Source organism: Mycobacterium sp. NGS57 (genome assembly GCF_059812405.1).
Genome location: NZ_JCALCP010000014.1, coordinates 47,118 through 64,825, shown reverse-complemented (window position 1 = coordinate 64,825; position 17,708 = coordinate 47,118). Strand labels below are relative to the sequence as shown.

17 protein-coding genes are annotated in these 17,708 nt (G+C 70.1%); 6 read left to right on the top strand and 11 right to left on the bottom strand.

Annotation, left to right across the window (positions count from 1 at the left end; genetic code table 11):
- Window positions 1–3 precede the first annotated feature (3 nt).
- The 5 genes from AC5Y43_RS22585 to AC5Y43_RS22565 form a co-directional block, all read right to left on the bottom strand.
- Complete coding sequence (locus AC5Y43_RS22585) at window positions 4–2,025, bottom strand: peptidoglycan D,D-transpeptidase FtsI family protein (protein ID WP_499976173.1); 2,022 nt, start codon at window positions 2,023–2,025, stop codon at window positions 4–6.
- Complete coding sequence (gene ftsL / locus AC5Y43_RS22580) at window positions 2,022–3,164, bottom strand: cell division protein FtsL (protein ID WP_499976171.1); 1,143 nt, start codon at window positions 3,162–3,164, stop codon at window positions 2,022–2,024. Before ftsL ends, AC5Y43_RS22585 begins: the two co-directional genes overlap by 4 nt.
- Window positions 3,161–4,336 (bottom strand): 16S rRNA (cytosine(1402)-N(4))-methyltransferase RsmH, encoded by a 1,176-nt coding sequence (gene rsmH / locus AC5Y43_RS22575; protein ID WP_499976238.1) that lies wholly within the window; start codon window positions 4,334–4,336, stop codon window positions 3,161–3,163. The genes ftsL and rsmH overlap by 4 nt, the downstream gene beginning before the upstream one ends.
- Window positions 4,311–4,742: a division/cell wall cluster transcriptional repressor MraZ gene (mraZ, locus tag AC5Y43_RS22570; RefSeq protein ID WP_499976169.1), complete on the bottom strand. Its 432-nt coding sequence runs from the start codon at window positions 4,740–4,742 to the stop codon at window positions 4,311–4,313. The genes rsmH and mraZ overlap by 26 nt, the downstream gene beginning before the upstream one ends.
- A gap of 415 nt (window positions 4,743–5,157) precedes the next feature.
- Window positions 5,158–5,556, bottom strand: coding sequence for an SCO2097 family morphological protein (locus AC5Y43_RS22565; protein WP_499976167.1), 399 nt, complete (start codon window positions 5,554–5,556; stop codon window positions 5,158–5,160).
- A 324-nt stretch (window positions 5,557–5,880) separates the two neighbouring features.
- Here AC5Y43_RS22565 and AC5Y43_RS22560 point away from each other — a divergent pair, with 324 nt between their 5' ends.
- Both AC5Y43_RS22560 and lppM read left to right on the top strand, forming a co-directional pair.
- Window positions 5,881–6,501: a GNAT family N-acetyltransferase gene (locus tag AC5Y43_RS22560; RefSeq protein WP_499976165.1), complete on the top strand. Its 621-nt coding sequence runs from the start codon at window positions 5,881–5,883 to the stop codon at window positions 6,499–6,501.
- 129 nt (window positions 6,502–6,630) lie between these two features.
- Window positions 6,631–7,278, top strand: coding sequence for a lipoprotein LppM (gene lppM, locus AC5Y43_RS22555; protein ID WP_499976236.1), 648 nt, complete (start codon window positions 6,631–6,633; stop codon window positions 7,276–7,278).
- Between the two features lie 52 nt (window positions 7,279–7,330).
- On the opposite strand, the gene AC5Y43_RS22550 is transcribed toward lppM, so the two are convergent.
- Entirely contained in the window at window positions 7,331–8,218 is an 888-nt protein-coding gene (locus tag AC5Y43_RS22550) for a mycobacterial-type methylenetetrahydrofolate reductase (RefSeq protein WP_499976164.1), read from the bottom strand.
- A gap of 177 nt (window positions 8,219–8,395) precedes the next feature.
- Here AC5Y43_RS22550 and idsA2 point away from each other — a divergent pair, with 177 nt between their 5' ends.
- Window positions 8,396–9,454 carry a bifunctional (2E,6E)-farnesyl/geranyl diphosphate synthase gene (idsA2, locus tag AC5Y43_RS22545; protein WP_499976163.1) on the top strand — a complete coding sequence of 353 codons (1,059 nt, stop codon included), beginning with the start codon at window positions 8,396–8,398 and terminating at the stop codon, window positions 9,452–9,454.
- Between the two features lie 4 nt (window positions 9,455–9,458).
- A complete protein-coding gene (locus tag AC5Y43_RS22540; RefSeq protein WP_499976162.1) occupies window positions 9,459–11,000 on the top strand; it encodes an alpha-(1->6)-mannopyranosyltransferase A in 1,542 nt (513 codons plus the stop codon).
- On the opposite strand, the gene AC5Y43_RS22535 is transcribed toward AC5Y43_RS22540, so the two are convergent.
- Window positions 10,987–11,391, bottom strand: coding sequence for an Rv2175c family DNA-binding protein (locus tag AC5Y43_RS22535; protein WP_499976160.1), 405 nt, complete (start codon window positions 11,389–11,391; stop codon window positions 10,987–10,989). The two genes, AC5Y43_RS22540 and AC5Y43_RS22535, sit on opposite strands and share 14 nt — an antisense overlap.
- An 80-nt stretch (window positions 11,392–11,471) precedes the next feature.
- On the opposite strand from AC5Y43_RS22535, the gene AC5Y43_RS22530 reads away from it, so the two are divergent.
- Window positions 11,472–12,650, top strand: coding sequence for a protein kinase domain-containing protein (locus AC5Y43_RS22530; protein ID WP_499976158.1), 1,179 nt, complete (start codon window positions 11,472–11,474; stop codon window positions 12,648–12,650).
- Between the two features lie 84 nt (window positions 12,651–12,734).
- Here the strand turns inward: AC5Y43_RS22530 and AC5Y43_RS22525 are convergent, their stop codons facing one another.
- From AC5Y43_RS22525 to AC5Y43_RS22515, 3 genes are read right to left on the bottom strand one after another with little or no spacing between them, the layout of a single operon-like run.
- Window positions 12,735–14,132 (bottom strand): class II 3-deoxy-7-phosphoheptulonate synthase, encoded by a 1,398-nt coding sequence (locus AC5Y43_RS22525; RefSeq protein ID WP_499976157.1) that lies wholly within the window; start codon window positions 14,130–14,132, stop codon window positions 12,735–12,737.
- Between the two features lie 34 nt (window positions 14,133–14,166).
- Complete coding sequence (locus AC5Y43_RS22520) at window positions 14,167–14,670, bottom strand: polyadenylate-specific 3'-exoribonuclease AS (RefSeq protein WP_499976155.1); 504 nt, start codon at window positions 14,668–14,670, stop codon at window positions 14,167–14,169.
- 9 nt (window positions 14,671–14,679) lie between these two features.
- Entirely contained in the window at window positions 14,680–15,564 is an 885-nt protein-coding gene (locus AC5Y43_RS22515; protein ID WP_499976153.1) for a hypothetical protein, read from the bottom strand.
- A 93-nt stretch (window positions 15,565–15,657) separates the two neighbouring features.
- On the opposite strand from AC5Y43_RS22515, the gene AC5Y43_RS22510 reads away from it, so the two are divergent.
- Window positions 15,658–16,935 (top strand): glycosyltransferase 87 family protein, encoded by a 1,278-nt coding sequence (locus AC5Y43_RS22510; RefSeq protein WP_499976152.1) that lies wholly within the window; start codon window positions 15,658–15,660, stop codon window positions 16,933–16,935.
- Here AC5Y43_RS22510 and AC5Y43_RS22505 read toward each other — a convergent pair.
- Complete coding sequence (locus AC5Y43_RS22505) at window positions 16,932–17,669, bottom strand: lysophospholipid acyltransferase family protein (RefSeq protein WP_499976150.1); 738 nt, start codon at window positions 17,667–17,669, stop codon at window positions 16,932–16,934. The genes AC5Y43_RS22510 and AC5Y43_RS22505 overlap by 4 nt on opposite strands.
- Between the last annotated feature and the right edge of the window lie 39 nt (window positions 17,670–17,708).

Genomic DNA, 17,708 nt, shown 5'->3' with positions numbered 1-17,708 from the left:
GGTCTAGGTGGCCTGCAGGGTCAGCGGCGGGCCGGGATCCGGTGACAGCGGCACGTTCTCGCGCTGCATCAACCAGCCGGCGATGTTGTGGAACAGCGGCGCCGCCGAATGCCCGGGTGTGCCGTCCGCATTCTGGTGCGGGTTGTCCATCATGATGCCGATCACGTAGCGGGGATTGTCGACGGTGGCCATGCCGGCGAAGGTGATCCAGTAGACGTCGTCGAAGTAGCAGCCGCAGCCGGGGTTGATCTGCTGCGCGGTGCCCGTCTTGCCGGCCATCTGGTAGCCGGCCACCGCGGCCGCCGATCCGGTGCCCTGCTGGTAGCCCATCGGGTCGCGTTGCACGACCGCACGCAGCATGCCCCGCACCGTCTGCGCGGTCTGCGGCGAGACCACCCGGATCCCGTCCGGGCGCGGCTCCTCGGTGCGGGTGCCGTCGGGCGCGATGGTGGCCTTGATGATCCGCGGCGGTATCCGCATCCCGTCGTTGGCGATCGTCTGGTACATGTCGGTCATCTGCAGCAGCGTCATCGAAAGGCCTTGGCCGATCGGCAGGTTCGAGAAGGTGCTGCCCGACCACTGGTCGATCGGGGGCACCAGCCCGGCACTCTCGCCGGGCAGCCCGACGTTGGTGCGCTGGCCGAGGCCGAACTTGCGCACCATGTCGTAGAAGCGCTCCGGGCCGACGCGCTGCGCCAGCATCAGGGTGCCGACGTTCGACGACTTCCCGAAGACCCCTGTGGTGGTGTAGGGCATGACGCCGTGATCCCAGGCGTCGTGGATGGAGACGCCACCCATCTGGATCGAGCCGGGGACGTGCAGCACCTCGTCGGGGTCGGACAGCCCGTATTCGATCACCGACGACGCGGTGATCACCTTGTTCACCGATCCCGGCTCGAACGGCGAGGACACTGCCAGGTTGCCCAGTTGCCGGTCGCCCTGGCGACCGATGTCCTGGGACGGGTCGAACGTGTTGTCGTTCGCCATGGCCAGCACTTCGCCGGTCTTGGAGTCGAGCACGACGGCCGAAACGTTGTGCGCCCCAGACAGATTCTTGGCCTGCTGGACCTGCTGCTGGACGTAGAACTGGATGTCGTCGTCGATGGTCAGCTGCACGGTGGAGCCGTTGACGGCCCGGTGCCGGTTGCGGTAGCTGCCGGGGATGACGACGCCGTCGGAGCCGCGGTCATAGGTGACCGAGCCGTCGGTGCCCGACAGCGCGGAGTCCAGGGAGTCCTCCAGTCCCAGCAAACCGTGGCCGTCCCAGTCGATGCCACCGACGATGTTGGCCGCCAGCGACCCACCCGGATACTGGCGCAGATCCTGCCGTTCGGAGCCCACCTCCGGGAACTTGTCGGAGATCGCGCTGGCGACGGCGGGGTCGACGGCGCGCGCCAGGTAGACGAAGTTGTCGTTGCTGCGCAGCTTTTTCAGCACGGTCTCGAAGTCCGGCTTGTTGTTCAGCCGGGTGGAGACCTCCTTGGCGATGTCCCGCAGCCGTTCCTGCGGATCGGGGGCGGCCGAGTTCTTGTTCCTCGCCTCTTCGAGTTGCTGGCGAATCCGCTTGGGCTGGAACGTCAGCGCGCGCGACTCGATGGTGAACGCAAGCTGTTCGTTGTTGCGGTCGACGATGCTGCCCCGGACCGCCTTCTCGACGTCGGTGACCTTGAGCTGTCCGGCCGCCTGGGCGCGCAGCTTCGGCGCGCTGGTCACCTGCAGGACGAACAGCTGCGCGGCCGCCACCAGGATCATCACCAGGATGACCGCGTTGCCGGCCCGGTGCCGGAAGACGAACGACGCGCCCCGCGTGCCGGTTTCCAGGATCTGGCGGGTGCGCCGCTGCCGCGCCGAGTGACCAGCCGCGACGGTGACGGGTCGTTCGGCCGCGCGGGTCTGATTGGCCTGCTTCGGCTTGCGGGCGCGCTTCGGTTGCCGAACGTCCTTGGGCTCCTGCGGTTTACCGGGACCGCGCGCGGGTCGCGCCGCCTGCGACCGGCGCGCCCGCCCGCCCTCGCCGCGGCTCATCGGGGAGCACCCGGCGTCGCAACGGTGGGCGGCACGGCCGGCCCGGGAACGAGCGGGACTCCGGCCTGGGGTACCTGCGGCACCACCCCCGGCGACACCGGGACCGGCACCTCAGCGGGCAGCTGTGCGGGCATGGGCGCCGGCGCCGGGATGGGCAGCCCGCCAAGGGGAATCGAGACTTCGGCCGGCCCCGGGAGTGGCGCCGCGGCCACCGGCCCCGGCAGCCCCGGCGTCGGCAGCGCGCCGTGGAACTGCCCGGTGGCCGGTCCGCCGGGCATCCCGGGCAGCGGCGCCGTGGGGGCCGCGGGCGCAGGCAGGTGCTGGCCTCCCACGGTCGACGAGCCGTCCGGGGCGCGCAGCAGCGCCTCGGGTCCCGGCCGCGCCGGCATTGCCGGGGCGCCAGGCGCCGGTTGCACCCGGACCGGGACCTCCGGGGGAAGCACCGGCGGCGGCGGGGCCGGCGGGGGCGCGTCGGAGATTTTGGTGTTCAGCGGTGGCGGCGGGACGCCGTCGGCCGGCTTCGGGCTGCCGACAACGACCCAGTTACCGGACGGGTCCTGGACCAGGTGCGCGGTATCCCGCGTCGGGATCATGCCCTGCTTGCGGGCCGCCTCGGCCAGCGCCGGCGCGGACTCGGCCTGGCGCACATCGCGTTCCAGCGCCTCCTTCTGCTGCAGCAGCATCCGGTTCTTGTCGCGGGCGTGGCTCAATTGGTAGGACCGCTCGGCCGAGGCGGTGGACAGCCACAGCGTCAGCCCCAGTCCGAGACCGAGCGCACCGATGACCAACACGACGAACGGAACCTTGCGCGCCAACGTGGAGGGGCGCACGTCGATCGACGACAGCCGAATGGCCAACCGCTCGGACAGCCGGGGGCGGACAGCCTTGGGCGCCTTGGCCTTCCGCGCCTTCGCCCGTGCCTTGGCCTGGCTGGCGTTTTTGGGCCGGCCGGATCGCTCGACGGGCCGGGTGATCGGGCCGGTTTGCGGTCCCGACCGCGGCACCCGGTTCTCGCGCGTGTTCGCCGAGACCGGCCGGGTACGGCGGGATTCGGCCGGGGCGCGCCTGCCCTTGCGGGCCGGCCCGTCGTGTCGGTCGCCACCGCCACGGCGTTTCGAGGTCTCGCGCTTCACCTTCATGTGTCGCCTTTCCCGCTCGCCCGTTCTGGTTTCACCGTTGGCGCCAGCCGTTGCAATGCCCGTAATCGCACCGCGGCGCTGCGCGGGTTGCGTTCGATCTCGGCGGCATCGGCGCGTTCGGCGCCGCGCGTCAGCGAGCGGAACAGCGGCTCGTGGCCGGGAAGCTCCACCGGAAGATCCACCGGAGTCCGCGACGAAACCGCGTCGGCGAAAACGCGTTTGACGATCCGGTCCTCCAGCGACTGGTAGGCCAGCACCACTATGCGCCCGCCGCCGGCGAGCGCACCCAGGGCGGCAGGCAGGGCGGCGCGCAGCGAGGCCAGTTCGTCGTTGACGGCGATCCGCAGCGCCTGGAAGGTGCGCTTGGCGGGATGGCCGCCGGTGCGTCTTGTGGAGGCCGGAATCGCTTGGTACAGCAGGGCCACCAGCTCGGCGGTCGAGGTGAACGGCGCGCGGGCGCGCTGGCGCACGATCTGCGCGGCGATGCGGCGCGCGAACCGTTCCTCGCCGTAGCGGTGCAGGATGTCGGCCAGGTCCGCCGCGTCGTAGGTGTTGACGATGTCGGCGGCGGTCAGCGGCGACGACGGGTCCATCCGCATGTCCAACGGCGCGTCCTGGGCATACGCGAAGCCGCGTTCGGCCCGGTCCAGCTGCATCGAGGATACGCCGAGGTCGAAGAGCACCGCGTCGACGGATTCGCTTGCCGGGCAGCCGGATTCGGCCAGGGCTGCGCCGAGGCCGTCATAGCGGGTGTGGGCCAGGGTGACGCGGTCGCCGAACCGGGCCAGCCGGTCGCGCGCGATGTCCAGCGCGCTGGGATCGCGGTCCAGCCCGATCAGCCGCAGCCCGGGCAGCCCGGTCAGAAACCGCTCCGCATGACCACCGGCGCCCAGCGTCGCGTCGACGAGGACGGCCCCCGACCCGTCGGGCGCCGAGCGCGTCAGGGCGGGGGTGAGCAGCTCGACGCAGCGGTGCAGCAGTACGGGCACATGCCCGAAATCGTTCGAATCCTCAACCACCGCAACGCCTCCCCGGGCCTGGCGGGCGGCCCCTGCACCCGGGTCTCTGTCCGAAGGCACGAACCTGGCGTTGGGGAAGTACGCCAGGGTCGGTTCGGGCAGAGGCCACGATGCACGGGCACGCGCCTCAGATAATGTCGCCGAGTGCTTCATCGCTGGCCGCGGAGAAGTTCTCTTCATGGGACTGCTGGTAGTCGTGCCAGGCTTGCGCATCCCAGATCTCGAGGTAATCGACCGCGCCGATCACCACGCAATCCTTGGACAGGTTCGCGTACCGGCGGTGGTCGGCCGACAACGTGATCCGCCCCTGGGCGTCGGGATGCTGCTCGTCGGTGCCGGCGGCCAGGTTGCGCAGGAACGCCCGGGCCTCGGGGTTACTCCGCGACGTCTTGCTCGCGCGCCGCGCCAGCTGCTCGAATTCCGACCGCGGGTAGACGGCCAGGCTGTGGTCTTGACTCTTGGTGACCATCAACCCCCCTGCCAACGCGTCGCGGAACTTGGCGGGCAACGTCAGCCGCCCCTTGTCGTCGAGTTTGGGCGTGTAGGTGCCGAGAAACACCGGCTCACCTCCCGCTATGGGTCACCCAAACACTTCAGCCACCATACCCCACGATCCCCCACTTTGCCCCATTGCTGTGGTGTCGGAGCGGCGTTTCGCGGGCTATCCACCACCGGGCAGTATCCGGCGGCCGTCCGCGGCCCGCCAGGACTGGCGCCCCACCGCACCGGGGCGTCGCAAATCCGCATGTCAGAGGCGCCGAGGAGGCCAGTGGGGCGCGGCGGGGCTCTTGGTGGGGCCGGGTGGGGCATGACTGCGCCGCCCGGACTCGATTTGGGCTCGATTGCGAATCGGTTCGACCTCGACCGCCCGGCGCGGCCGGGCCCACGCCCGCGGCCTGCGACGATGACCCGCACGCGAAAACGGGGCAGCCGCTTTGGCTACCCCGTCTGGCCCGTTCTGCCCGGCTACTCGCCTACTCGTCGAACCGTCGGCGGAACCGGTCCTCCATGCGGCTGGTGAACGAGCCGCCCTTGCTACGGCGTGGGCGCGCCGATCCGGGCGCGGACCCCGAACGGTCCGGCCTGCCGGACAACCGCGGGCCGGTGATCGCATAGACGACGCCGCCGAACATCACGATGAAGCCAAAGATGCTGAGAATCGGGATGGTTCCGACCCAGGTGGCGCGGAACGCAACGCCGGAAACCAGCATGGCCAGGCCGATGACGAACAATGCCGCGCCCTGCAGGCGCCGCCGCGCGGTAGGCGCGCGCAACCCTCCGCCACGGACGCTCGACGCGAATTTGGGGTCTTCGGCGTAGAGTGCGCTCTCGATCTGATCGAGCATCCGCTGTTCATGATCGGAGAGTGGCATTCGTCCCTCCTTGCCGACAGTTTGGCACGTAACTATCGATAGCACGCGGATGCCCCTTGTAAAGGCAACTAACCCAAATGATACGAGGTCGACCTGCGCCGTACCACTGGTTCGGCAGCGATTCTATCCCGGCCCCATTGCCCCACGCGTACCGCCCGCAACGACGGTGCGCGGCAACCCCCTTGCCGTGCGGCGCCGCCACCGGCGGACACTGAGCCCCGGCCGCGGCCGCCCGGCGCGCCGACCGGGAAGCGTCGGATAATGGCGACACCGGCACGCGCCGACCCGAAATATCAAGCCACCGGATGAGGAGGACACCGCGCGTTGGCGATATTCCTCATCGATTTGCCGCCGGCCGACATGGAGCGCCGTCTAGGTGATGCCCTCGGGGTGTATGTCGAAGCGATGCGGTATCCCCGCGGCACCGAGAACCAGCGCGCGAGCATGTGGCTGGAGCACATCCGGAGACGCGGCTGGCAGGGGGTGGCCGTCGTGGAAGCGGAGGAACCGGCAGCACCCGAGGCACCCGGAGCCGGCCAGCAACCGTCGGCCGCGCAACTGAACAGCGCGCCGCTGCTGGGCGTGGCCTATGGCTACCCGGGCGCGCCGGGACAGTGGTGGCAGCAGCAGGTGGTCTTGGGCATGCAGCGCGGCGGGCTGCCGCCCCAGGAGATCGCGCGGCTGACGAACAGCTACTTCGAGCTGACCGAGCTGCACATTCACCCCCGCGCGCAGGGCCGCGGACTCGGCGAGGCGCTGGCCCGGCGCCTACTCGCCGGGCGCGCCGAGGAGAACGTCCTGCTCTCCACCCCGGAAACCAACGGTGAGCCCAACCGCGCGTGGCGCCTGTACCGCAGGCTGGGGTTCACCGACATCATCCGGCGCCACCACTTCGCCGGGGACCCACGCGCGTTCGCGGTCCTGGGGCGCGCACTGCCCCTTTAGCGGTGCGCGCCCTCTGGCGGTGCACGCCGGATCTGGCACGATGACGTCGTGCACGCCAGCGCTCCCCCGGTCCGGGCCCACCAGAAAGCGTCGTTCACCCCCCGGCGCCGCCGCGTGCTGGCCATCGCGATGCTGCTGCTGATCGTGCCGCTGGCCAGCGGCTGCCTGCGGGTGCGGGCGTCGCTCACCATCTCGCCCGACGACCTGGTGTCCGGCGAGATCATCGCCGCGGCCAAGCCGAGGACATCCAAAGACACCGGACCCCAGCTCGAGAGCAACAACCTGCCGTTCAGCCAGAAGGTGGCGGTGTCGACGTACGACAGCGACGGCTATGTGGGCTCGCAGGCGGTGTTCTCCGATCTGACCTTCGCCGAGTTGCCGCAACTGGCGAACATGAACTCCGACGCCCAGGGCGTGAACTTGTCGCTGCGCCGCAACGGCAACCTGGTGATCCTCGAGGGCCGCGCGGACCTGACGTCGGTGACCGACTCCGACGCCGACGTCGAGCTGACGGTCGCCTTCCCCGGCGTGGTGACCTCCACAAACGGCGACCGCGTCGAACCGGACGTGGTGTCGTGGAAGCTCAAACCGGGCGTGGTGAGCACCATGACGGCCAACGCCCGCTATACCGACCCCAATACCCGCAACTTCACCGGCGCGGGTGTGTGGCTGGGCATCGCGTCGTTCGCGGCGGCCGGGGTGGTGGCGGTGCTGGCCTGGGCCGGGCGCGACCGCTCCCCGCGGCTCACCGGGCCGCGCGACCATCCGCCCGGCTGAACCCGATGGCGGCGACCCGCCGCGCGCGGCTTAGCCGCGCTTGCGATCGCCGCTAGGCGGGCGACCAGTAGGCCAGCATCTCCGCGAAGGTCTGGAACGCGGGGCCGGAAACCCCGTACGTGGCCTCGAAATGGACGCTCAGCGGGAAGCCGAGCTCGCCGACGCCGTCGATCACGCGCTTGTACAGGTCGACCATCAACCGGCGCTTCTGGTCCGGCTCGGCGCCGGCCAGGCGCTTGACGAACGCCTGCTCGCCGGCCACCGCGGCGTTGCCCGGGTCCTGGATCAGCCAGTTGATCAAGCCGACGCGGTTCTCGACCTTCGGCACGAACCCGAAGGACAGCAGGATTTCGGGCCGGTGGTCGGTGTCCTTGGCGAAGTCGGATAAAAAGCCCACGATCGCGTCGGAATACAGCAGCTGCGTCATGCCGTAGGTCGCACCCTGTTTGCATTTGAAATCGAGCCGGCCGTGTTCGCCGTCACGGGTGGGGATCACGATCACGCCGCGGTTGCTCACCTGTTCGCGATAGATCGACAGGGCGTCGGTCGGTGCGACGCCGGAGCCCTCGCCGTCGTTCATCGTGCGCGGCACGCCGACGAAGACCACACCCTCCATCCCGGCGTCGCACAGGTCGGCGAGGCGCTGGCGCAGCGACGCCTCGTCCATGAACGCGGTCACCTGCGTGCACAGGCCGCGCAACCCCGGCAACTCCGGCTTGATGATCGACCAGAAGTCCAGCACGTCCAGCTTCGGCTTCATCGCGACGGGACGGTCGTCGTCCTCGGCGATCATCCCCGGAATCATCACGTGCCGGATGCGGCCGTCGAGACCGGATTCCGCCGAGTACCGCACCACTTTTCGCGCGTCCTCTAGCGCGCGCTCCCGCCCGTCTTCCACATTGGGGGCCACCAGTTCGAGCGCGATGGTGTTGAGCGTCACGCGGCTCCTTCCCATCGAATCCACCGGACGGCTTGCCGGACAACCCCCGACAGCATAGTGAGGTAGTCGAAGCAACTGCGGGCCGATGCGACATACACTGTCGGGCCAGAGACCTGCCGAGCAGAAAGGGGCGCCGCGCTGAGCCTCAAAGCCACAGCAGCAGCGGCCACCGTCGAGTTGACCAGCGCCATCACCGAGCAACTGCGGCGGTACCTGCACGACCGCCGCGCCCAGACCGCCCGCATCGGCGCCGACTACGACGTGCTGGTCGGCGCCCTCGAAGATTTCGTGCTGGGCGGCGGCAAGCGGCTGCGGCCCGCGTTCGCCTACTGGGGGTGGCGGTCGGTGGCGGACGGCGAACCCGAACCCGAAGCGTTGCTGCTGTTTTCCGCGCTGGAGCTGCTGCAGGCCTGCGCGCTGGTGCACGACGACGTGATCGACGGGTCGTCCACACGCCGCGGCAAGCCCACGTCCCACGTCGGTTTCGCCGCGCTGCACCGCGACCGGGGTTGGCGCGGGTCGCCGGAGCGGTTCGGGATGTCGGCGGCCATCCTGCTGGGCGATCTCGCGCTGGCGTGGGCCGACGACATCGTTCTCGGAGTTTTCGGCCGGTCCATGCCGCTCGAGGCCCTGCGGCGCGTGCAACCCGTGTGGGCCGACATCCGCACCGAGGTGCTCGGCGGGCAATACCTCGACATCGTCGCCGAGGCCGGCGCCGCCGAGTCGATCGCGTCGGCGATGAACGTCAACACCTTCAAGACCGCCTGCTATACCGTGGCGCGGCCGCTGCAGCTCGGCGTGGCCGCCGCCGCCGACCGCCCCGACGTGCAGGCCGCCTTCGGCGAGCTCGGCACCGACCTGGGCGTGGCGTTTCAGCTGCGCGACGACGTGCTCGGCGTGTTCGGGGACCCGGCGGTGACCGGCAAACCCTCCGGCGACGACCTCAGGTCCGGCAAGCGCACCGTGCTGCTGGCCGAGGCACTCGCGCTGGCCGACAAGTCAGACCCGTTGGCGGCCAACCTGTTACGCACGTCGATCGGCGCGGAGCTGACCGATGCGCAGGTGGGCGAGCTGCGTGGCGTCATCGAGTCGGTGGGCGCGCTGGCCGCGGTCGAGGGGCGTATCGCCGCGTTGACCGAACGGGCGCTGGCCACCCTGGCGGCCGCGCCGATCGACGCGGCGGCCAAAACGGGACTGACCGAGCTGGCCGGGCTGGCCACCAACCGGTCCGCGTGAGCCGATGACCGACCTGACGCACCACGCCGATTCGCGGCGCACCAAAGGGCCCGTGGCCCAGTACCTTTCGCGGCTCGCCGCCTTCTCCGCCGCGCCGGAGGCCGGGCCGGCACGGCTGGGCTTTGCGGGCTCGGTGCTGATCACCGCCGGCGGGCTGGGGGCCGGCAGCACCAAGCCGCATGATCCGCTGCTCGAGGCGCTGCACCTGTCGTGGCTGCGCTTCGGCCACGGGCTGGTGCTGTCGTCGATCGTGTTGTGGACGGGCGTGGGCCTGATGCTGATCGCGTGGGCGGGCCTGGGCCGGCGCGCGCTGGCCGGTGACGCCACCGAGTTCACCATGCGCGCGACGACGGTCTTCTGGCTGGCGCCGCTGCTGTTGTCCGTGCCGGTCTTCAGCCGCGACACCTACTCGTATCTGGCGCAGGGCGCGCTGCTGCGCGACGGCTTCGACCCCTACGCCGTCGGGCCGGTGGCCAATCCGAACCCGTTGCTGGACAACGTGAGCCCCATTTGGACCATCACCACCGCACCCTACGGACCGGCGTTCATCCTGATCGCGAAGCTGGTCACGATGGCCGTCGGCAATCACGTGATCGCCGGGACGATGCTGCTGCGCTTGTGCATGCTGCCCGGGCTGGCGCTGCTGATCTGGGCCACCCCCCGGCTGGCCCGCCACCTGGGCACCAACGGCGCACTGGCGCTGTGGATCTGCGTCCTCAACCCGCTGGTCCTCATCCACCTGATGGGCGGGGTGCACAACGAGATGTTGATGGTGGGCCTGATGGCCGCCGGGATCGCGCTCACCTTCTCCGGCCGCCACGTCCTGGGCGTCGTCGCGATCACGGTGGCGATCGCGGTCAAGGCGACCGCCGGGATCTCGCTGCCCTTTCTGGTGTGGGTCTGGGCGCGACATCTGCGCGAGCGCCGCGGGTATCGGCCCGTGCCCGCGTTCCTGGCGGCCACCGCGGTGACCCTGGTGATCTTCGCGATCGTGTTCGTGGCGTTGTCCGCGGTCGCCGGTGTCGGGCTGGGGTGGCTGACCGCATTGGCCGGCTCGGTGAAAATCATCAACTGGCTGACCGTGCCGACCGCGGTCGCCAACCTGATTCACGCGCTGGGCAGCGGGCTGTTTGCCGTCAACTTCTATGCCACGCTGCGGGTGATGCGGCTCGTCGGCATCGGGATCATCGCGGTGTCGTTGCCGCTGTTGTGGTGGCGGTTCCGGCGCGACGACCGCGCCGCGCTGACCGGGATCGCCGCGTCGATGTTCGTCGTGGTGCTGTTCGTCCCCGCGGCCCTGCCGTGGTACTACTCCTGGCCGCTGGCGGTGGTGGCGCCGCTGGCCCAGTCGCGGCGCGCGGTAGCCGCCATCGCCGGCCTGTCGACCTGGGTCATGGTGATCTTCAAACCCGATGGGTCGCACGGCATGTACTCATGGCTGCACGTCGCGCTGGCCGCCGCCTGCGCGCTGGCGGCCGGCTACGCCCTGTACCGGACGCCGGAGCCTGCCGAGCCCTCGGGATCTACAGCCGTCAGCACGCCATAGCCTGCGCGCGCCGCACGACCTCGCGGGCCTGGTGCGCATGCAGGGCGTCGACGGGACGGGCGTTGCTGATCGCATCGCGGGTGCCGTCGCGCGTCACCGTCAGCGACGGGTCGGGGGTGAACAGCCAGCGCACGATCTCAGTTTCGTGGTAGCCGCCGTCGTGCAGGATCGTCAGCAACCCGGGCAGGCTCTTGACCACCTCACCGGAATTGGTGAAAAACACCTGCGGCACCACCACCCCGCCGCCCCGGCGCACCGCGAGCAGATGACCCTCCCGCAACTGCTGCTGCACCTTGCTGACCGGCACGCCGAGCAGCTCGGCGACCCGCGGCAGCTCGTAGGTTGGCTCGTCGGGTTCCAGGACGTCGTCGCCGGCCGGAATACTGCTCATCAGCGCAAGTGTAGGCCCTGCTGGACGCATTGGGACCCGGGTCGTGCGCCCGATTGCGCGGCCACACCTACGATGGCCCCGTGGCCGGAACCGGTGCGGGGGACCCCTTGGAGGGCACGTTGCTGGACGGTCGCTACCGCGTCGAGTCCAGGATCGCCAGCGGCGGCACCTCCACGGTCTACCGCGGCCTCGACGTCCGGCTGGACCGCCCGGTCGCGGTGAAGGTCATGGACTCCCGCTACGCCGGCGACGACCAATTCCTGACCCGCTTCCAGCTCGAGGCCCGCACCGTCGCCCGGCTGAAAAACCCTGGCCTGCTCGCGGTTTATGACCAGGGCCTGGACGCGCGGCATCCTTTTTTGGTGATGGAACTCATCGAGGGCGGGACCCTGCGCGAGCTGCTGGCCGAACGCGGCCCGATGCCGCCGCACGCGGTGGCGGCGGTGCTGCGCCCGGTGCTGGGCGGGCTGGGCGCCGCGCACGAGGCCGGCCTGGTGCATCGCGACGTCAAGCCCGAGAACGTGCTGATCTCCGACGACGGCGAGGTCAAAATCGCCGATTTCGGATTGGTTCGCGCCGTCGCAGCGGCCGGAATCACCTCCACCAGTGTCATTTTGGGCACCGCGGCCTACCTGTCGCCCGAGCAGGTGCGCGACGGCAACGCCGGCCCGCGCAGCGACGTCTATTCCGTCGGGATCCTCACCTATGAGCTGCTGACCGGGCGCACGCCGTTCACCGGTGACTCGGCGCTGTCGATCGCCTACCGCCGGCTGGACGCCGACGTGCCGCCGGCCGGTGCGGTGATCGACGGTGTGCCAACGCAATTCGACGAGCTGATCGAGCGCGCGACCGCGCGCGATCCGGCCGAACGATACGCCGACGCGATGGAGATGGGCGCCGAGCTCGAGGCGATTGCCGCCGAACTGGCCCTGCCGGACTTTCGGGTGCCGGCGCCGCGCAACTCCGCCCAGCACCGCTCGGCGGGGCTGCACCACAGCCGGATGAGCCAGCGCCCGCCGACCGCTCAGCATCCGGTCCGCCACCCCACCCGCCAGCTGACCCGGGCCGAGCCCGCGCACGTCGACGAATACCGGCCCGTCTCAGGCGAATTCGCCGGGATCCCGATGAGCGACTTCGTCTGGGCCCGCCAGCACGCCCGGCGGATGGTGTTGGTGTGGGTCGCGGTCGTGCTGGCACTCGCCGGGCTGGCCGCGACGGTGGGCTGGACGATCGGCAGCAACCTCAGCGGGCTGCTCTAGCCCTTCCTGCCGCGAGCGTCCCCAAATGCACGGCCGCACCGGCGTGTCCCTGTACAAACACGGGCGCTCGGCACCCTGCTAGAGCTAGTCGCGCAGCATTTCGGCGACCAGGAACGCCAACTCCAGCGATTGCTGGGTGTTCAGCCGCGGGTCGCAGGCCGTCTCGTAGCGCCCGGCCAGATCGAGGTCCGAAATGTCTTGCGCCCCACCCAGACACTCGGTGACGTTTTCTCCCGTGATCTCCACGTGGATGCCGCCGGGATGGGTGCCCAGCGCGCGATGCACCTCGAAAAAGCCTTGCACCTCGTCGACGATGCGGTCGAAGTGGCGGGTCTTGTAGCCGTTGGACGACTCGTGGGTGTTGCCATGCATCGGGTCGCACTGCCAGATCACCTGGTGGCCGGTGGCCTGGACCTTCTCCACGATCGGCGGCAGCAGGTCGCGCACCTTGTTGTTGCCCAGCCTGCTCACCAACGTCAGCCGCCCCGGCTTGTTGTGCGGGTCGAGCCGCTCGACGTACTCGACGGCCAACTCCGGGGTCATCGTCGAGCCGATCTTGACACCGATCGGGTTGGCGATCACCTCCGCGAACGCGACGTGCGCGCCGTCGAGCTGACGGGTCCGCTCGCCGATCCACACGGTGTGCGCCGACAGGTCGTACAGCTGCGGCTCGCCGCCCTCCCCATCTTCGCTGTCGGACAGGCGCAACATCGCCCGCTCGTAGTCGAGCACCAAAGCCTCGTGGCTGGCATAGATCTCGGCGGTCTGCAGGTTGCGGTCGGCCACCCCGCAGGCGCTCATGAACTTCAGGCCGCGGTCGATCTCGCTGGCAAGCGCCTCGTACCGCGCGCCGGCCGGGGAGGTCCGGACGAACTCCCGGTTCCAGTCGTGCACCAGGTGCAGCGACGCCAGCCCGGACGACGTCAGTGCCCGCACCAGGTTCATCGCGGCACTGGCGTTGGCGTAGGCGCGCACCAGTCGCGACGGGTCGTGCTCGCGCGCGGCGGCGTCGGGGGCGAAACCGTTGATCATGTCGCCGCGGTAGGACCGCAGCCCCAGCGCGTCGACATCGGCCGACCGGGGCTTGGCGTACTGGCCGGCGATGCGGGCCACCTTGACCACCGGCATGCTCGAGCCGTAGGTCAAAACGACGGCCATCTGCAGGAGGGTGCGGATGTTGCCGCGGATGTGGGGCTCGGTGTTGTCGACGAACGTCTCGGCGCAGTCGCCGCCCTGCAGCAGGAACGCCTCGCCCCGCGCGACCTGGGCCAGCTGCTCCTGCAGCCGGACGATCTCCGACGGCACCGTCACCGGCGGCACACTCTCGAGGACCGTGCGCATCGCCGCGGCCTGCTCGGCGGGCCAACTGGGTTGCTGGGCGGCCGGCTTGGCCAGCGCGGCGTCCAGCCGCGTCCGCAGGTCGGTCGACAGCGGCGGCAGCGACGGCAGCTGGTCGATCGGGATGTCGACGGTCCAATTCACCCGTCTATGGTAACCGGGCTCCGGCGGTGCTTGATCAGGGCGAACGCCCCACGGGTCCCACACCCGACGTGATCAGCCGGAACCGGTGCAGCTGATCGCGGGCGTCGACCAGGGCGTCGTGGGCGTCCCGCGACCGCGGCGGCATCCGCGGCGACCCCCGTTCCTCCCACAATTGCCGCAATTCCCTGGTGAAGCGGGGTATGGCGGGCGGCAGGGCGGGCATCGCGCCCCACAGCTGGCACAGGGCGACGTGGTCGTAGGCCCCCACCCAGGCCCACAGCTCGATCGGCTCGCCCGTCCCCACCCCGAAGAACTCCTCCAGGTCGGTGCGGATCTGCTGGCGCGAGCGCCACAGCTGCGACGACGGGGACGGCAGCTTGGGCAGCACGTTGGCGCGCACCCAGCTGCCGGCGCGCTCGGGATCGAATTCGGTGGACACCGCGTAGTACTCGCGTCCGTCCTCGGCGGCCACCCCGATCGAGATGAGTTCGATGGTGCGGCCGTCCTCGATGAATTCGGTGTCGTAGAAGTACCGCACCCGGCGAGCCTATTTGGTGATGAGGATCGGCCCGGTGGGCGCCGGCGCCGCGTGCACATCCTGGTCGAGCTGCGCGTCGACGGTGTGCCGGTCGGGCAGGCTCGGGGTTCCCGCGATCGCGCACTGCACCCACAGCTTGGCGCGCACCACCGGGCGGCGCAGCCGACGTTCCCGCTGCAGCGCGCGGCGCATCTTGTCGGGCTGGGTGGTGTAGCGCCACCGGGCCCACGGCGCGTGCGGGCGCGACAACCGGACCGCCCCCACCACCAGCAGGACGACGACGAACATGCCCAGCAATCCGGTCCACACCTTGCCTTTGAGCACCACGACCACCGCCAGCGGCAGCGCCAGCGCCAGCGCACCGCCGACCCCGGCGCGCAGCGCCCACGAGTCGGCGCCGTGCCACACCGGCAGGAAGAACATCAACGGGTGCAGGCCCAGCATCAACAGGCCGGCCACCGCCACCGCGGCGAAGACCGCGTCCACCGAGGTGCGGCCGTCCTCGGACCAGTAGACGTCGGACAGGTGCAGGATCAACGCGTACTCGTCGAGCACCAGCGCGGCACCGATACCGAAAAGCGTTGCCACCAAAATGAATTCGGGCTCATGTCCGTCGACCGACAGCGTCACCAGCGTCAGACCCGAGACCAGCACCAGCAGCACCCCGAATGTCACGTGGTGAATGTGCACCCCGCCGATGTGGACATTGCGCGGGTGCCACCACCGCGCCGGGCGACCCGTCTCGGCGCGGTGGCGGATCACGCGCACGAAACTGCGGGTGACGAAGAACGTCAGGATGAACGCGACCAGGCAGCACAGCAGGGGCAGCCGCCCGCCCTCGTGGATGTCATGGGCGAACCAGTGGGAGACCCCGTACACGAACCAGTGGAACACCCCTTGAAAACTACGCCTGCGCGCCGCGGCAATGCGGGAGCCGCGCTGCGAGGCACGTGGCCGCGCCGGGCACCGATTAGGCTGTTCCGCGACATGAGTAGATGGCGGGCGCCCGGCGCGGGCAGTCAACCCGGGCGGGTGTTGGTGTGGTGCCTGCTGTGGTTGCTGGCGGCGGCGGCGCTGTATTGCGTGGCCGTCGGGCTGTTCGGGCACACGCCCTATCGCATCGACATCGACATCTATCAGCTGGGCGGTCAGGCCTGGCTGGACGGGCGTCCCTTGTATCGCGGCGACGTGTTGTTCCACACGCCGATCGGGCTGAACCTGCCGTTCACCTATCCCCCGCTGGCGGCCATCGTGTTCTGCCCGTTCTCGTGGCTGCAGATGCCGGCGGCCAGCGTCGCGATCACCGCGTTGACGCTGGTGCTGCTGATCGTCTCGACCGCGATCGTGCTGACCGGCCTGGGCGTGTGGCACACGTCGGCGGTGGTGCCCGGCCCGGCGTGGCTGCGCCGGCTGTGGCTCGCGGTGATCATCGCGGCGGCGGCGGCGACCTGGATGGAACCGATCGTTTCGAATTTCGCGTTCGGCCAGATCAATGTGGTGCTGATGACCCTGGTGCTCGCCGACTGCGTGCCGCGCCGATTGCCGTGGCCGCGCGGGGTGCTGCTGGGTTTCGGGATCGCGCTGAAGCTCACCCCGGCGGTATTTTTGCTCTACTTCCTGCTGCGCCGCGACAACCGCGCGGCCCTGACCGCGCTGGCCTCGTTCGCGGGCGCGACCCTGCTGGGCTTCGCGCTGGCGCCCAGCGACTCGTGGGAGTACTGGACCCACACCATCCACCACACCGACCGCATCGGCGAGGCCGCGCTGAACACCGACCAGAACATCGCGGGCACCCTCGCCCGGCTCGGACTCAACGAGCACGAGCGCTTCCCGTTCTGGGTCGTCGCGTGCCTGCTGGTGCTGGCGCTGACCCTCTGGGCGATGCGGCGGGTGCTGCGCGCCGACGAGCCCATCCTGGCGGTGATCTGCGTCGCGCTGTTCGGGTTGGTGGTCTCGCCGGTGTCCTGGTCGCACCACTGGGTCTGGGCGCTGCCGACGGTGCTGGTGACGGCAGCCCTGGCCTGGCGGCGGCGCAACGTTGCGCTGGCCGCGCTCAGTGCCGCCGGGGTGGCGTTGATGCGGTGGTCGCCGATCGACCTGCTGCCCAAGCATCACGAGACCACGGCGGACCTGTGGCACCAGATGGCCGGGGCGTCCTACGTGTGGTGGGCGTTGGCGGTCATCGCGGTGGCCGGCTGGACCGTCACCGCCCGGGTGGACTCGCCGCGTTCGGTGACGCGCGCACCGGCTCCGGCAACGGCCTAGCCGGCGGCGGTTTCGGGGATGCGGGCGGCCTCACCGGTCGACTCGTCGCCCTCGGCGGTCCCGCCGCGCTCCTTGATGCTGGCGGCGTAGATGTCGACGTACTCCTGGCCGGAGAGCCCCATCAGCTCGTAGATCACCTCGTCGGTGACGGCGCGCTCGATGAAGCGGTTGCCGGCCAGGCCGTCGAAGCGCGAGAAGTCCATCGGTTCGCCGAAGCGGACGGTGACCCGTCCGAAGCGCAGCATTGTCGTGCCCGGCGGGTTGACCACGTTGGTGCCGATCATCGCCACCGGGATCACCGGGACGCCGGTCTGCAACGCCAGCCGGGCCAGGCCGGTCTTGCCCTTGTACAGCCGGCCGTCGGGCGAGCGGGTGCCCTCGGGATACATGCCCAGCAGCTTGCCCTGGCCCAGCACCTGCTCGGCGGTGGTGAGTGCGGCCTGGGCGGCGTCGGCGTCGGTGCGGTCGATCGGCACCTGCCCGACGGCGGTGAAGAACCACCGGCGGAACCAGCCCTTCAGCCCGGTGCCGGTGAAGTATTCGGACTTCGCGAGAAAGGTGATGCGGCGGCGGACCACGAGCGGCAGGAAGAAGCTGTCCATGACCGCCAGGTGGTTACTGGCCAGGATCGCCGGCCCCGAAGTCGGAACATGTTCCAGGCCTTCGATTTTCGGCCGACCGAGCAGGGTGAGCAACGGGCCCAGCAGGATGTACTTGAATAGCCAGTACCACATGGCCCTCCCTCTCGCCCGCCCCGGTGTTCTGCGCCAACT